This window comes from Streptomyces sp. NPDC046716 (genome assembly GCF_040645755.1).
Lineage (GTDB): Bacteria > Actinomycetota > Actinomycetes > Streptomycetales > Streptomycetaceae > Streptomyces.
Window position 1 is genome coordinate 26847 of the sequence record NZ_JBEYYU010000027.1, and the last position, 14863, is coordinate 41709.

Here is a 14863-nt window from a genome sequence, read left to right on the forward strand (position 1 = left end):
TGGGCGGGGTCAGCGGGCGGCGGCCAGCCTCTCCAGCTCCAGCAGGCGCTCGCGGGTCGTGTCGTCCGCCGGGGTGTACGTGACCAGACGCGCGGCCCGGTCCCCGCCCAGCCACAGATCGGTGTGGACGAAGGAGACCGGCCCGACGTGGGCGTTGCGGAAGTGCTTGACCTTGCTGGTGGACGTCTGCTGCACGTCGTAGCGCTCCCACAGCTCCCGGAACTCGGCCGACTCCTCGGTGAGCCGCTGGAGCAGCAGTTTCCAGCCGGGTTCGCCGAGGTGGCCGGCCATCGTCGCGCGGAACTTGGCGGTCATCATCGGCAGCACCTCGTCGAGGTACACGATCGACGCCCGCCACCGCTCGTTCGTGAAGGCCAGCAGCATCACGTTGCGGTCCTCGACGGGGACCGCCTCCAGGTCGCAGAAGAGCGCCCCGTACGTGCGGTTGAAGGCGAGGATGTCGTAGCGGCTGTTCTGCACACAGACCGGGAACGGCGCCAACTGGTCCAGCAGCAGCCGCAGTTCGGGGGTGACCGTGGCACAGCCGGCCGCCGGGCTCGGGTCGACGGCGCCGGCCAGGCCGAACAGGTGGGCCCGCTCCCCCGCGTCGAGCCGCAGGGCCCGCGCCAGCGCGTCGAGGACCTGCGCGGAGACCTGGATGTCGCGGGCCTGCTCCAGCCACGTGTACCAGGTGACGCCGACCGCGGAGAGGTGGGCGACCTCCTCGCGGCGCAGTCCCGGGGTGCGGCGCCGGCGTCCGCGCGGCAGGCCGACCTCCTCGGGCGTGAGGCGTTCGCGGCGGCTGCGCAGGAATCCGGCCAGCTCGTGCCGGCGGATCTCGCCGGGCCGGTCGCCCGCCGCGTACCTCTGCTGCGCTTCCTGCGTCATGGTGGTCACGCTCCCAGCGTGCGGCGCCGCGGATCCTGTTGCCAGGTAGAGGTTCTACCAGGATAAGAACACTCTGGTACCAGCTTCGCGGGCGGCGGATTCTCGTTGCCATGACGACCCAGACACCCACCGCCGCCGTACCGGCGCGGGCCACGGCACCGGAAGCCCCCGCGCTCACCGGGGCCGGCCTGTTCACGGTGCTGCTCGGTGCGGCCCTGCCTCTCATCGACTTCTTCATCGTCAACGTCGCCCTGCCCGACATCGACCGCGATCTGCACGCGAGCGAGTCCGTCCTGGAACTCGTCATCTCCGGTTACGGCATCGCGTTCGCGGTGCTGCTCGTGCTGTGCGGCCGGCTCGGCGATCTGCTGGGCCGGCGCGCGCTGTTCTCGCTCGGTCTCACCACGTTCGCCCTCACCTCGCTGGCCTGCGGGCTCGCCCCGAACGCGACGTTCCTGGTGGTGGCGCGGGTGGCGCAGGGCGCGGCGTCCGCGCTGATCGCGCCGCAGGTCCTCGCCACCATCCAGGCCACCACCACGGCCGGGCCGCGCCGGGCCCGCGCCATGAGTCTGTACGGCGCGATGGCGGGCCTGTCGATGGTGACGGGCCAGGTCCTCGGCGGCCTCCTGGTCTCCGCCGATCTGTTCGGCAGCGGCTGGCGGGCGGTGTTCCTCGTGAACGTGCCGGTGGCCGCGGTCGCCCTCGCGCTCACCGCCCGCACCGTCCCGCGCACCCGCTCGTCGCGGCCCGAGCCGGTCGACGTCCCCGGTACGGTGCTGCTCGCGCTGGCGCTGGGCGCGCTGCTCGCGCCGCTGACCGAGGGGCGGGCGGCGGGGTGGCCGCTGTGGACCTGGCTGTCGTTCGCCGCGTTCCCGGTCCTGGCCTTCGCCTTCTACCGGGTGGAGCGCTCCGCCGACCGGGCCGGCCGCAGCCCGTTGGTCCCGCCGTCGCTGTTCCGACTGGTCTCGCTGCGGCGGGCGTTGCTCATGATCGTCCCGTTCGACATCGGGCTGAGCGCGTTCATGTTCGCGATCGCGGTGTCGCTACAACAGGGCGAGGGGCTCGACCCGGTCGTCGCCGGTCTCGCCCTGGCGCCGTTCGCGGTGGTCTTCTTCCTGACCTCGCTGGCCGGGCCGCGGCTCATCGCCCGCTGGGGCACGCGGGTGGTCACGGCGGGCGGCGCCCTCCAGGCGACCGGCATCGTCCTGGTCGCCGTGGCGGCGTGGCGCACCTGGCCGCATCTGGGCGTGCTGGAGATGCTGCCGGGCACGGTGCTGATGGGCGCGGGCCAGGCCCTGCAACTCCCGGTCCTGTTCCGGATCGTGCTGTCCGAGGTGCCCGCGGCAAGGGCGGGCGTCGGCAGCGGCGTCCTGACGACGACGCACCAGTCGGCCCTGGCCCTCGGCGTCGCCACCCTCGGCTCCCTCTTCCTCTCCCTGGCCGCCGGTGTGGGCATGCGCGACGCCCTGATCGTGACGCTGCTCGCACAGCTGGGGGCGATCGTGGTGACGGCGGCGCTGAGCCTGCGGCTACCCCGGACGATCGCCTGAGGCGGCGGCCCGGCGGCGGGCCGCCCGCCCGGCTCCGACGGTGCCCCGGACGCCCAGCCCCACCGCACCGAGGGCGAGGACGGCGACGCCGGGGTTCACGTACGCGGGGACGCTGGGGGACGGATGGCGTCCGCCGTCGCCGGTCTCGCACACGAAGCGCAGCGGGACGAGGCCGATGTCGTACCCGACGGTGCGGGCGGCGACCTCGTCCCCGAGGGAGCGGCACGGGCGCAGCGGCAGGGAGTCGGTACCGCCGCCCTCCGCACTCGTCACGGCACCCAGCACATGGAGCAGCCCCCACGCGTACAGCAGCAGGGTCACCCCCGCGGTGATCACGGCGAGGCCCCGGAGCCGCGGACCGGAACCACCGTCCCGCCGCTCGGCCCACAGCAGCATCACGGCCCCGGTACCGAGGAGCACGAGGGCGGCGATCAGCACGGCGAGAAACAACTGCGACGTCGGCATCCGGTGACTCAAGCACATGCACAACGAATGACGCATGACAAATGACAGATATTGAAATCTGTCATCTGTCATGTCAGGCTGGAGTCATGAACCTCCCCACACGAACCCTCGGTACCACCGGCCCCCGCACCGCCGCCCTCGGGCTCGGCTGCATGGGCATGTCCGCGCTGTACGGCGAGAGCGACCGGACCGAGTCCATCGCCACCATCCATGCCGCGCTCGACGCGGGCGTGACCCTGCTCGACACGGGCGACTTCTACGCCATGGGGCACAACGAGATGCTGATCGGCGAGGCGCTGCGTTCGGCGCCCGCCGCGGCCCGGGCCCATGCGCTGACCAGCGTGAAGTTCGGCGCGCTGCGCGACCCGGACGGCGGCTGGTCGGGGTACGACGGGCGGCCCGAGGCCGTGCGCAACTTCGTCGCGTACTCGCTCCAGCGGCTCGGCGTCGACCACATCGACGTCTACCGGATCGCCCGGCTCGACCCGGACGTGCCGATCGAGGAGACCGTCGGCGCCATCGCCGAGCTCGTCGAGAAGGGCCATGTGCGGCACATCGGGCTGAGCGAGGTCGGCGCGGAGACCATCCGCCGGGCCGCCGCCACCGCCCCCATCTCGGACCTCCAGATCGAGTACTCGCTCATCTCGCGCGGCATCGAGGACACGATCCTGCCGACCACCCGCGAGCTGGGCATCGGCATCACCGCGTACGGCGTGCTGTCGCGCGGCCTGATCTCCGGGCACTACACCCGCGACCGGCAGCTCGCCCCGGGCGACTTCCGCTCCTTCTCGCCCCGCTTCCAGGGGGAGAACCTGGACCACAACCTGAACCTGGTCGACCAGCTGCGCAAGATCGCCGAGCAGAAGGGCGTCAGCGTCGCCCAGATCGCGATCGCCTGGGTGCTCAGCCGCGGCTCGCAGCACGACAACGACATCGTGCCGCTGATCGGCGCCCGCAGCCGGACCCGGCTGACCGAGGCGCTGGGCGCGCTCGACGTGACGCTCGACGAGGCCGACCTCGCCGCGATCGAGGAGGCCGTGCCCGCGGGCGCCGCCGCCGGCGACCGTTACGCGGCGGCACAGATGGCCGACCTCGACAGTGAGCGCTGACCGGCGCCCGGTACCGTCGACGCCATGGCACCGACCACCGAGACCCTGACCCCCGAGCGCATCCTCGCCGCGACCGAGGACGTGCTGCGCCGCCACGGCGCCGCGAAGGCGACGGTGGTCGACGTGGCCCGCGCGCTCGGGGTCAGCCACGGCTCGGTGTACCGACACTTCCGTACGAAGGCCGAGCTGCGCGGCGCGGTCACCAAGCGCTGGCTCGACCGGACCACCGGCGTCCTGGAGGCGGTGGCGGCCGGTGACGAGCCGCCCGCGGCCAAGCTGCGGCACTGGCTGTCGGCCCTCTTCGACGCCAAGCGGCACAAGGCGGGCGACGACCCGGAGCTGTTCGCCACGTACACGGTCCTGACGACGGAGAACAGCGAGGTGGTCGACGCCCATATCGCCGAACTCCTCGCCCAGCTCACGACGATCCTCGAAGAGGGCGTCGCCCGGGGCGAGTTCGACGTCCCGGACACCGCGGCGACGGTCCGCGCCCTCTTCGAGGCGACGGCCCACTTCCACGACCCGGTGTACGCCCCGGAGTGGACCCGCCCGGACGCGCGGGAGGCGTTCGGCGCGGTGGTGGATCTGGTGATGCGCGGCATCGCGGCCCGCTAGGGCCTGTCTTCACACTCCCCTCTGCCCCGCGACGCCTGGCACGCGCTCTCGCCGCACCGGGCACAAGGCCGAGTACGTCCAGTACGAGGCCCTGCACCCGGCACGACGAGAGCACGCACCAGACGCCGCGGGGCCGCCCTCCGGGCGACGAGGGGAGTTTGAAGACAGGCCCTGGGTCACAGCAGCCGGTCGACCAGCCCGTCGACGTACTCCGGGGTGAGCGGCACCATGCCGAACAGGACGCGGATGTACATGGGGGCCAGGATGTGGTCCAGCACGTCGAGCGCGTCGGGTGTCCTCTCGCCCCGGTCTCGGGCGCGGTCGAGCATGGACTGCAGCTGCCGGGTGCGGTCGGCGCGGAGCTCGTCGGCCGCCCGCAGGCCCTGCCCCCCGTCGCTCGACAGGGCGACGGCCAGGCGCACCAGCAGCAGACCGTCGGGCCCGGTGATCTCCCGGGCCACCTGGGCCGCGTACGTACGCAGGTCGTCGGCCAGGCTCCCGGTGTCGGGCATCGGCGACTGCGCGTTGAGGCGAGTGAGCGCCACGTCGCTGAGCAGGCTTTCCAGGCTGCCCCACCGGCGGTAGATGCTGCTGTCGGCCACGCCCGCGCGGGCCGCGACCTCGCCGACGGTGAAGTTGCCGTAGCCGCGCTCATTGATCAGGCCGGTGACGGCCTGGTGCACCTGGGCGCCGACGCGGGCGCTGCGCCCGCCGGGCCGCCGGACTCGATCTTGGTCGTTCATGCCCCCCACCTTAACGCAGTTGACACTTGCGTTTGTGAGGCGATCCTCCCTATAGTCCACTAACGCAGCCGCTGGCTGCGTTAGTGCGCTCACGGCTGACCGCGTCGGCCGTGGAGAAGGCGCAATCGGCGATCGAGAGGAATCCCCGTGGCGGTATCGCCTGTGGCCGTAGGCAGTCGACCCAGCCGGGTCGTGCTGCTCGCGGTGGTCTGCCTGGGCCAGTTCATGGTCCTGCTCGACAACACGATCGTCGGAGCCGCGCTGCCCGACATGCAGCACCGGCTGCACACCCAACTGACCGGCCTGCAATGGATCGTCGACGCCTACGTACTGCTCGTCGCCATGCTGCTGCTGTCCGGCGGTGTCTTCGCCGACCGGTTCGGCCGCAAGCGGGTGTACCTGGCCGGCGGGGCGGTGTTCACCGTCGCGTCGCTGCTGTGCGCCCTCGCGCCCTCGCTCGGCTGGCTGATCGCCGGCCGGGTGCTGCAGGGCATCGGCGCCGCCGCGCTGAGCCCCGCCTCGCTCGCCCTGCTCGCGGCCGCCCATCCCGTGCCGCAGGAACGCATGAAGGCGATCGGACTGTGGGCCGGAATCAGCGGACTCGGCCTGGCCGTGGGCCCCGTGGCCGGCGGGGTACTGACGGATGCCTTCGGCTGGCCCGCGATCTTCCTGGTCAACCTGCCCATCGGCGTGGTCCTTCTGCTGATCGGGCTGCGCACCCTCGACGAGTCCCGCAATCCGAGCGCTCCCGCGATCGATGTCCCGGGGACGGCGCTGTCCGTTCTGGGGGTGGGGGTGCTGACCTACGGGCTGATCGAGGGGGGTGCCCGCGGCTGGACGGCTCCGGTGATCCTGGGCAGCTTCGCCGCCGGGGTGATCCTCCTCGCCGCCTTCGTCGCCGTCGAGGCGCGCCGCTCCGCACCGATGCTGCCGCTGCGGCTGTTCCGGCAGCGCCTGTTCACCGTGTCCAACACCGCCATGGTCGTGGTGGGGTTCGCGCTCATGGGCTCGTCGTTCTTCTTCTCCCAGTTCTTCGTGTACGTCCAGGGCAGCTCGATCCTCCGCGCCGGCCTGCAGACCCTGCCGCTCTCCCTCGGCATGGTGATCGTCAGCCCGTACGCGGGGCGGCTCGCCGCCCGGTACGGCTTCCGCGTCGTGGTGACCGTCGGCCTGGCCCTGGCGGGCCTCGGCCTCCTTGCACTCGGCACGGTGCACGCCGACACGGGTTACGGGAACGTGTGGTGGCGGCTGGGGGTCGTCGGCGTCGGCTTCGCCCTGACCATGTCCCCGCTGACGGGAGCCGCCATCCAGGCGGTCAGCCCGCAGGAGGGCGGCCTCGCGTCAGGCATCAGCAGCACCACCCGGCAGATCGGCGCGGTGCTCGGCGTGGCGCTCCTCGGCGCCGTCGTCCGCGCCCGGCAATCCGGCGGAGCCTCCTTCGAGGCCGGCCTCAACGACGCCTTCCTCGCCGCCGGCGCCATCACCTTGGCCACCGCCGTGTTCACCGGCCTGTGGCTGGCGAGGTCGAGGCCCGTGGAGGGGTCCGCGACGCCGCGACGCGCTACCGACCCGGTGGCGGTCGGCGCTCCGAACGAGGCGTCCACGCACGGCAGTTGACGGCGAATCCGGCCTCGCCGGGCAGGGCCGTCGCACCCGACCGTTGAACCCCGGACGGGCCGTGCGTAGAGAGGGAACCTCGGGGCATCTGGAAGTCCATGGAACGCGAGCCGCGGCTACGACGGCACACATGGGGTTGGAAGTTGGCGCGCGCCTTTGTCATGGCGCTGGGATTCGTCTGCATGGTGGCGTTCGCCGTTGCGCTGGCGAGGGCGACGCTCGTGCCCTCGCCGGCATCCGTGTCGCTGACGCACACGAACCTGCATCCGGGGAACTCCATTCGTCTGTACTTCGACCAGCCGGACTGGCGGGACACCGTGAAGCAGGTGGGCGGGAACATCCTGCTGGGGGTGCCGTTCGGCTTCCTGCTGCCGGTGCTCTTCCCGCGCACCCGGGGCCTGGTCCGTGTGGTGCTGATGACGGCTCTGGTGATGCTCACCGTCGAGATCGCGCAGGGGCTTATGGTCACCGGCAGGGCGTTCGACATCGACGACGTGATCCTCAACTCGGCGGGCGCCTTCCTCGGCTACCTCGTCCTGGGGCGCAGGCTCGGCCGTGCGCTGCACCCCCGCCGCGTGCGCTGGTGGCACCCGCGCCGTCCCGAGCCCGCGCAGGCCGAGGCCGCGGAGGCCGAGGAGCGTCGCCCGCGATGGCGGCGACGCCCGTCCGCCTCCGATTCCGCTGCCGAACAACGCCCCACGCCGGACACCGACAAGACCACCACGTCCAAGCGCGCCCGCTGGACTCTGCCCGCGTCACTGCGGGCCAAGCGGCCCTGATGGAGCGAAGTCCCTGATGAGGGAAGCGAGTTGCTGTGGCTGGTCCAGGGGGACGAGGGTGTGGCTGTCCTGGACCTCCCGCAGGGACGCGTGGGGGAGGAGCTCGGCCAGGCGGGCGCCGTGCGCGGGCGGCATCACCCGGTCGTCGCTCGCCCAGACCACGAGAGCGGGCCGCTGGAACCGGGGCAGGCGTTCGGCCGCGCGTTGCAGGACGGCGGTGTCGGCCGCCGCGGCCCGCAGCATGCGTACGGCGTCCCGCGAGATCCCGGGCCGGCTCGTGACGGGCTCCATCCAGCCTGCGGTGGTCGCGTCTCCGCGCCGGGTCAGCCACCCGAACGCGAGAGGGAGCCGCCGCATCGGCCGCAGCTTCATCTGCCGCATGAACAGGCCGAACAGGCGAGGCGGCAGTCTGCCGGCGAGGACGAGCGTCTTACCGGTGAGCCCCGGCGGGAAGTTGTCGAAGGCGTCGCACGAGACGAGGACGGCACGCCCCACGCGGTCGGCGCCGTCGGCCATGAGCAGTTGAACGAGAGCCCCGCCGGTGTCGTTGCCGACCAGCGTCACGTCCTGAAGGCCGAGCCGGTCGAGGAATTCCGCGACGAGCCGTGCGACGCCCGGCAGGGACAGATCGGCCTCGGCGCGCATCGGGTGCTGATGCGCGCCCAGGGGCAGTGTGGGCACGATGCACCGGTGGTCCGGTGACAGGTCGGCCCGCACCGCGTCCCAGAGCGAAGCGTCCATCATGAATCCGTGCAGGAGCACCAGCGCGGGGCCGTCGCCGCCGGTGTCGCGGTAGGCGATGGTTCCGGCGGACAGCTCGATCTCCGGCATCAACTCTCCTCGGGGCGAGCGCTGGAGCGAGTGGGGAGCGAGCGCTCCGCGAAAGCGGAGGCGTTCTCCCGGGCCCAGGCGGCGAAGCTGCGCGCGGGACGCCCCAGAAGCCGCTCCACGGTGTCCGTGGTGGGGCCCGGCCGGGTCGCGTAGTCGGCCAGAGAGCCAAGGAGCCGCTCGGGAACGTCCGCGGGCAGCCCCTGGGCGAGCATGGCCTGCCGTACCTGTTCGGGCGCGACCTCTTCGAATGCCAGGGTCCGTCCCACGGCCTCTCCGACGAGGCGAACCTTGTCCCGCTGGTCCAGGGAGTCCGGCCCCGTGAGGACATGGGCGCGACCGGCGTGTCCGGGCTCCGTCAGGGCCCGGACGGCCACCTCGGCGATGTCGCGCTCATGGATGGGCGAGGTGGTGGCCCCGCGATGGGCGCCCCGCACCACGCCGGTGCTCCGGATCTGCGGTGCCCAGGCCAGGGAGTTGGCGGCGAAGTCGGCGCACCGCAGGAACGTCCACGACAGCCCCGAGCGGCCGACGGCCTCCTCGACCGCACGGAACTCCTCGACGAAGCGCCGGCGGCCGGCCGGGTGCTCCACCGTCGAGGACGACAGCACCACGACGTGCCGCGTGCCGCGCGCCGCGCCCAGAGCGAGCAGTTCCTCGGCGGCGGGTCCGACGGCGCGCGGGCTGAGCAGGATCCCCTCCGCGTCCTGCGGCCAGTCGGCGAGTGTGCCCGGCGCGGACGGATCCCCCACGACCGGTCGTGCGCCGTCGGGCAGATCCGCTGTGCGGTCACGGGTCACCGCGGCGACCTCCGCGCCGCCTTGGAGCAGCAGGTCCATGGCCTGCCGTCCTACGGTTCCGGTTGCTCCGATCAGTACGAACATGCTCATGCCCCCATCGAGCCGTACTCAGGATGCCGTAATGTACGAGAACCGTAGCATAGTATTTCGGAAGGCGTACATTATGAGTTCCGTAGAGCGTGCCGGTGGAGCGCGGCGCCGCAGGCAGGTCACGGTCGAAGTGGGTCAGGGAGTACGCGAGTTGAGCGCCGAACTGGCGCTGCTCAGGCGGCGGGTCGGTACGCAGCTCGACCTCAAGGGCATGGACATGGACTGCCTCGACCTGATCAGCGCGCACGGCCCGCTCAGCCCGACGGCCCTGGCGCAGCGCGCCGGACTCCACGCCGCCACCACCACCGGAATCCTCGACCGGCTCGAACGCGGCGGCTGGATCGCGCGTGAGCGCGACCCGTCGGACCGCCGCTCGACCACGGTCCGCGCCCTGCGCGAACGCAACGCCGAACTGCTCGGCCACTTCGCCGAGATGAACTCTTCCGTGGAGCGGATCTGTGCCGACTACGACGAGGCCGAACTCGAACTGCTCGCGGGTTTCCTGCGCCGCACCGCAGAGGCGGGACGCCGGGCGGCCGAGAACCTCTCGGATCGCTGACAGCCGGCCGCCGGCCGCTGGGCGCTGGGCGCCGTCGCCATGTCGCCCAGGACGACGGGGATCACCTCCGCACCGGCCAAGGGTGCGCAAACGCTCGACCATGGGCCGGCTCGACTCGATGCCGGAGACCGAAAGGCCCGTGGCGGCGAGTGGTTCGGAAAGTGTGTCCACGGCGGGCCCGAGCGCGCGGGCGCGAACATGCCGGTGCCGGGGGCGGACGGCCGCCACACCGCACGCCTTCGGTACGGCTAGGGGCGGAGAGCGGGGGCATGAGGAGCGGATGGACCCCGAGATCACACGACGTGAGGCGCTGCACATGAGTCGCGACCTCAGCGCCCTCCCCGAGCAGCCGGGACCGACGCCGTACGCGCTGAACGTCGTCTTCGAACTGCGCTCCACCGAATCCGCGGCAGCCTTCGACGCCCTTGTCGCCGAGGCACTCGAAGGCATCGCCGACGAGCCGGACACGCTGGTGTACACCGTCCACACCCCCGAGGGCCAGCCGCTCGTGCGGATCTTCTACGAGCTCTACGCCGACGAACGCGCCTTCCTGGCCCACGAGGACCAGCCACACGTGCAGCGCATGCTGAAGGAGCGCGCACAGCATCTGGTGGGCTCCCCGCAGGTTCTTTTCATGCACCAGCACATGGGAAAGCTGCCGCGCGGGCCTGTGTGACAGGCCGTTTGTCCCCGTGGGCGGCGGTGCCCAAGTCGCCCGTTGGAAAGCCCTATTGACGCGCGTAGCAGGGCCGGGCAGTGTCAAGGGCCCTTGATTCCCAGCGGCATTCACCTCGGGAGGCACAGTGTTAAGACGTCATCTCCGTACGCTTCTCACGCTTGTCATGCTCGCGTCGCTCTCCATGCTGGGTGCGGCGGCCACCACGGGCACCGCGCACGCCGACGACTGCTACACCTGGAACCGGACCCTCGGCCAGGGCGCCAGCGGTGAGGACGTGCGGCAGTTGCAGATCCGGGTCGCCGGGTACCCCGGGTACGGCGCGGTCCTCGCGATCGACGGCGAGTTCGGCCCCGGCACCAAGGCCGCCGTCACCCGCTTCCAGCAGGCCTACGGTCTGTCGGCCGACGGCGTCGCCGGAGCGCAGACCTACAGCAAGCTCTACGCCCTCCAGGACGGCGACTGCACCCCGGCGCACTTCACCTACGCCGAGATGAACCGGTGCAACGCGGACTGGTCCGGCGGCGCGGTCTCGGCGGCCGCCGCGAAGGCGAACGCGCTGCAGCAGATGTGGAAGCTGGAGGCCCTGCGGCACGCCCTCGGCGACCGGGCGCTGACCACCAGCAGCGGCTTCCGCTCCCACGCGTGCAACAACGCGGTGGGCGGCGCGGCCAACAGCAACCATCTCTACGGCCGCGGCATCGACCTCGTCGGCACCCCTTCGTACTGCGAGATCGTCAAGCAGGCCCGCAACCACGGCTTCAACGAGATCCTCGGCCCGGGCTACCCGGGTCACAGCACCCACGCCCATCTGGGCAGCCAGAGCTCGCGCTACTGGTCCGCGTCCTCCTGCGGCATCTGACGGCGCGGCCGTCACCGCCCCTCCGTGCGGGTTCCCGGCAGACATCGGGAGCCCGCACGGAAACCCGATCGCCTCCGTGCCGGGGTGCCCGTAGGGTGCGCGGATCACCGGTGTCGATCACTGTGATCGATCGCTGTTGGGGGAGAGGCGGTGCGGGCCATGGTGGCCGGACGGGCGGCGGCTGCAACCCCGTGGTGATCGACATCGAGGGCACGATGTACTTCGACGTCGAGCGGGAGCACTTCTTCCTGCGGATTCGCCTGCACGACGCCTGTGCGCCGCTGGCGGTGGAGGGGCTGGACGAGGACCGGCTCGCGCTCTACCTGCTCGCCCAGCGGCTCTCCCTGACGGCGGGTCCGCTGCGACTGCTCGACGGGGACTTCCCCGACAGGGCGTTCATGGCGGGCATCGCCGAGCAGGCGCATCAGTCCTCGAGTTCGTGCCGGACGCGCCGTGACGGCTGGAAGGCGTAGAGGTCCAGGACGCCCGGAGGATCGGCCAGACCCGGGCCACCCGCTGCGATCCAGGCGGCGATGTCGGCCGTGGCACCGGGGTCGTTGACCTGCCCCAGCCAGACCGGCCGCCCGCCCGCTCTCCGCCCTTCCGGGGAGGGCTGCACGACGATGACGTTGGCGCGTTCGCACGCGTCGAGGCAGTCGGTCCGCCGGACCATGGCGGCTCCGGCCAGCGCCGAGCGCAGATCGGCGAGTTGGGCATCGTGGTCGAGGCGCGGAACCTTGGCAGGGGTGCCGCAGCAGCACCCGCGGCAGACGGTGATCGTGCAGCGGGCGTCGGCCGCCGCCCCGGTGGGGCGGTCCGTGCGCGTGCGACGGCCGCGCCTGCTCATGCCACGTCCTCGGTGACGCGGGGCCAGGCCGCGTCCCGCAGCAGGCGCAGGCCGTTGAGGCCGACGACGACGGTGGAGCCCTCGTGCCCGGCGACACCGAGCGGCAGCGGGAGCGTGCCGATCAGATCCCACGCCACCAGCACGGTGATGAAGACGCCGGCGACGACCAGGTTCTGCACGACCAGGCGACGGGCCCGCCGGGAGAGGGCCACCACGGCGGGGATCGTGGCGAGTTCGTCCCGGACGACGACGGCGTCCGCGGTCTCCAGAGCGAGATCCGAGCCCGCCCCGCCGAGGGCGACGCCGGTGTGGGCGGCGGCCAGGGCCGGGGCGTCGTTGACGCCGTCGCCGACCACCAGCACCCGGCGCCCCGCGGCCGCCCACTCCTCGACGGCGGCGACCTTGTCCTGAGGCAGGAGGCCGGCGCGTACGTCCGTGATGCCGACCTCGGCGGCGAGGCGACGGGCAGCGCGTTCGTTGTCGCCGGTCAGCAGGGCCGGAGCATGACCGGTCAGGGCGGCGAGCGCGGCCACGGTCGCCCCGGCGTCGGGGCGGAGCCGGTCGGCGACGCCCAGCACCCCGACCGGAGCACCGTCGCGCAGGACGAGGACCGCGGTGCGCCCCTCGTCCTCGATTGACCGCACCACGTCACCCGCCTGAGGGCCGCCGGTGGGGCAGAGGCGGGCAGGGGAGCCGACCTGCACGGCGCGACCGTCGACGACGGCGGTGACGCCCCGACCGGGTACGGAGTCGAAGCCGCCCGCCGCGGCGAGTGGCAGGCCGCGGTCGCGGGCGGCGCGGACGACGGCGCGGGCGAGGGGATGCTCGCTGGGGAGCTCGGCCGCGGCCGCGAGGGACAGCAGAGCGTCCTCGTCCAGCCCGGCGCCGGGCAGAGGCCGGACGTCGGTGACGCGCGGCGTGCCCTCGGTCAGCGTTCCCGTCTTGTCCAGGGCGACGGTGTCGACCTGTCCCAGGCGCTCCATCACCACGGCGGACTTGGCCAGCACGCCGTGCCGCCCCGCGGTGGCGATGGCCGACAGCAGCGGCGGCATCGTGGACAGGACCACCGCGCAGGGGGACGCGACGATCATGAACGTCATCGCCCGCAGCAGAGCGGGCTGGAGCGCGGAGCCGAAGAGGAGCGGGACGGCGAAGACACCCAGGGTCGCCGCGACCATGCCGATCGAGTACCGCTGCTCGACCTTCTCGATGAACAGCTGGGTCGGCGCCTTGGTCTCCGAGGCTTCCGCGACCATGGCCACGATCCGGGCGATCACCGAGTCCGCCGGATCCCGCTCGACCCGGACACGCAGGGCGCCGGTGCCGTTGACCGTGCCGGCGAACACGTCGTCCCCGGCCTGCTTGGCCACCGGCAGGGGCTCGCCGGTGATGGTGGCCTGGTCGACGTCGCTCGCCCCGTCCAGGACCTGCCCGTCGGCGCCGATCCGCTCGCCCGGCCGTACCAGGACCGTGTCCCCGATCCGCAGGTCCTCGGCGGCGACGGTCTCCTCCCGGCCGTCGGTGAGGAGCCGCGTCGCCGTGGACGGCGCGAGATCGAGCAGGCCGCGCACCGAATCCGCGGTGCGGGCGGTGGCCACCGACTCCAGGGCGCCGGAGGTCGCGAAGATGACGATCAGGAGCGCCCCGTCGAGGACCTGCCCGATGGCGGCGGCGCCGAGCGCGGCGACCACCATCAGCAGATCCACGTCCAAGGTCCTGTCCTTCAGTGCTTTCAGACCCTCCCACCCCGGTTCCCAGCCGCCCGCGAGATACGTGCCGGCGAACAAGGGTGCCCAGGCCCACACCGGAGCGTCGAGCAGGTGGAGCGGCAGGGCGACCAGGAACAGGACCAGCGCGGCCAGCGCCCAGCGGGGCTCGGGCAGCGCCAGCACCCGCGTACGCCGCCGGGGAGCCGGTGGCCGCGGCCCGGGAACGGCCTTCGTGGGCCGCTGAACCAGGACGGAAGACATGACAGAACAACCCTTCACGGGTGGCCGAGGGGGACATCCTCCACGATACAGGAACGCATGAACAGGTCTTCATATGTCATCGGTATGATGTCCCTCATGGGGCACGGAACCGACACGGCCAGCAGCGCCACCACCCGCGAGCGCCTTGACGCCGTCGGCACCGCCGACGTGGCCGCCACTCTCCAGGCCCTCGCCACGCCGTCGCGGCTGTACATCCTGGCCCGTCTCCAGGAAGGGCCCTGCTCCGTCGGAGACCTCGCCGACGCCGTCGGCATGGAAGCCTCCGCCTGCTCCCACCAGTTGCGCCTGCTGCGCAACCTCGGCCTGGTCACGGGCGAGCGGCACGGACGCTCGATCATCTACGCCCTCTACGACAACCATGTCGCCGAACTCCTCGACCAGGCCCTCTTCCACGTCGAGCACCTGCGCCTCGGAGTCAGCGACGCGCCCTAGTCGGCCCCGCCG

Annotated in this window: 16 protein-coding genes and 1 pseudogene; 10 read left to right on the top strand and 7 right to left on the bottom strand. The window is 72.3% G+C overall.

The window, feature by feature from the left end; genetic code table 11:
• Positions 1-9: 9 nt before the first annotated feature.
• On the bottom strand, positions 10-888 hold the full coding sequence (locus ABZ930_RS20980) for a helix-turn-helix transcriptional regulator (protein ID WP_361549979.1): 879 nt from the start codon (positions 886-888) through the stop codon (positions 10-12).
• Positions 889-998: 110 nt separating this feature from the next.
• On the opposite strand from ABZ930_RS20980, the gene ABZ930_RS20985 reads away from it, so the two are divergent.
• Positions 999-2438 carry an MFS transporter gene (locus ABZ930_RS20985; protein ID WP_361549822.1) on the top strand — a complete coding sequence of 480 codons (1440 nt, stop codon included), beginning with the start codon at positions 999-1001 and terminating at the stop codon, positions 2436-2438.
• Here ABZ930_RS20985 and ABZ930_RS20990 read toward each other — a convergent pair.
• A complete protein-coding gene (locus ABZ930_RS20990) occupies positions 2418-2903 on the bottom strand; it encodes a hypothetical protein (RefSeq protein WP_361549824.1) in 486 nt (161 codons plus the stop codon). The two genes, ABZ930_RS20985 and ABZ930_RS20990, sit on opposite strands and share 21 nt — an antisense overlap.
• A gap of 86 nt (positions 2904-2989) precedes the next feature.
• Between ABZ930_RS20990 and ABZ930_RS20995 the strand changes: the two genes are divergently transcribed.
• Together ABZ930_RS20995 and ABZ930_RS21000 are read left to right on the top strand one after the other, a co-directional pair.
• On the top strand, positions 2990-4012 hold the full coding sequence (locus ABZ930_RS20995; RefSeq protein WP_361549826.1) for an aldo/keto reductase: 1023 nt from the start codon (positions 2990-2992) through the stop codon (positions 4010-4012).
• A gap of 24 nt (positions 4013-4036) precedes the next feature.
• Positions 4037-4627, top strand: a complete 591-nt coding sequence (locus tag ABZ930_RS21000) for a TetR family transcriptional regulator (RefSeq protein ID WP_361549828.1) — start codon at positions 4037-4039, stop codon at positions 4625-4627.
• Between the two features lie 176 nt (positions 4628-4803).
• Here ABZ930_RS21000 and ABZ930_RS21005 read toward each other — a convergent pair whose 3' ends face one another.
• Positions 4804-5370 carry a TetR/AcrR family transcriptional regulator gene (locus tag ABZ930_RS21005; protein WP_361549830.1) on the bottom strand — a complete coding sequence of 189 codons (567 nt, stop codon included), beginning with the start codon at positions 5368-5370 and terminating at the stop codon, positions 4804-4806.
• Positions 5371-5517: 147 nt separating this feature from the next.
• On the opposite strand from ABZ930_RS21005, the gene ABZ930_RS21010 reads away from it, so the two are divergent.
• Together ABZ930_RS21010 and ABZ930_RS21015 are read left to right on the top strand one after the other, a co-directional pair.
• Positions 5518-6987 carry a DHA2 family efflux MFS transporter permease subunit gene (locus ABZ930_RS21010; protein ID WP_361549832.1) on the top strand — a complete coding sequence of 490 codons (1470 nt, stop codon included), beginning with the start codon at positions 5518-5520 and terminating at the stop codon, positions 6985-6987.
• A gap of 98 nt (positions 6988-7085) precedes the next feature.
• Positions 7086-7766, top strand: coding sequence for a VanZ family protein (locus ABZ930_RS21015; protein WP_361549834.1), 681 nt, complete (start codon positions 7086-7088; stop codon positions 7764-7766).
• Here the strand turns inward: ABZ930_RS21015 and ABZ930_RS21020 are convergent.
• Both ABZ930_RS21020 and ABZ930_RS21025 read right to left on the bottom strand, forming a co-directional pair.
• Positions 7743-8597 (bottom strand): alpha/beta hydrolase, encoded by an 855-nt coding sequence (locus ABZ930_RS21020; protein ID WP_361549836.1) that lies wholly within the window; start codon positions 8595-8597, stop codon positions 7743-7745. The two genes, ABZ930_RS21015 and ABZ930_RS21020, sit on opposite strands and share 24 nt — an antisense overlap.
• A complete protein-coding gene (locus ABZ930_RS21025) occupies positions 8597-9484 on the bottom strand; it encodes an NAD(P)H-binding protein (protein WP_361549837.1) in 888 nt (295 codons plus the stop codon). Before ABZ930_RS21025 ends, ABZ930_RS21020 begins: the two co-directional genes overlap by 1 nt.
• A gap of 151 nt (positions 9485-9635) precedes the next feature.
• Here ABZ930_RS21025 and ABZ930_RS21030 point away from each other — a divergent pair, with 151 nt between their 5' ends.
• From ABZ930_RS21030 to ABZ930_RS21045, 4 genes and pseudogenes are all read left to right on the top strand, one after another.
• Positions 9636-10043, top strand: coding sequence for a MarR family transcriptional regulator (locus ABZ930_RS21030; protein WP_361549839.1), 408 nt, complete (start codon positions 9636-9638; stop codon positions 10041-10043).
• Between the two features lie 316 nt (positions 10044-10359).
• Positions 10360-10719, top strand: a complete 360-nt coding sequence (locus ABZ930_RS21035; protein ID WP_361549841.1) for an antibiotic biosynthesis monooxygenase — start codon at positions 10360-10362, stop codon at positions 10717-10719.
• 127 nt (positions 10720-10846) lie between these two features.
• Positions 10847-11581: a D-Ala-D-Ala carboxypeptidase family metallohydrolase gene (locus tag ABZ930_RS21040; RefSeq protein WP_361549843.1), complete on the top strand. Its 735-nt coding sequence runs from the start codon at positions 10847-10849 to the stop codon at positions 11579-11581.
• A gap of 179 nt (positions 11582-11760) precedes the next feature.
• Positions 11761-12054 (top strand): annotated as a pseudogene (locus ABZ930_RS21045) (aminoglycoside phosphotransferase family protein); the annotation flags it as partial.
• Here the strand turns inward: ABZ930_RS21045 and ABZ930_RS21050 are convergent.
• On the bottom strand, positions 12006-12428 hold the full coding sequence (locus ABZ930_RS21050) for a (2Fe-2S) ferredoxin domain-containing protein (protein ID WP_361549845.1): 423 nt from the start codon (positions 12426-12428) through the stop codon (positions 12006-12008). The pseudogene ABZ930_RS21045 and the gene ABZ930_RS21050 sit on opposite strands and share 49 nt — an antisense overlap.
• Complete coding sequence (locus ABZ930_RS21055; protein WP_361549847.1) at positions 12425-14398, bottom strand: heavy metal translocating P-type ATPase; 1974 nt, start codon at positions 14396-14398, stop codon at positions 12425-12427. Before ABZ930_RS21055 ends, ABZ930_RS21050 begins: the two co-directional genes overlap by 4 nt.
• 96 nt (positions 14399-14494) lie before the next feature.
• Between ABZ930_RS21055 and ABZ930_RS21060 the strand changes: the two genes are divergently transcribed.
• A complete protein-coding gene (locus tag ABZ930_RS21060) occupies positions 14495-14851 on the top strand; it encodes a metalloregulator ArsR/SmtB family transcription factor (RefSeq protein WP_361549849.1) in 357 nt (118 codons plus the stop codon).
• Positions 14852-14863: the final 12 nt, after the last annotated feature.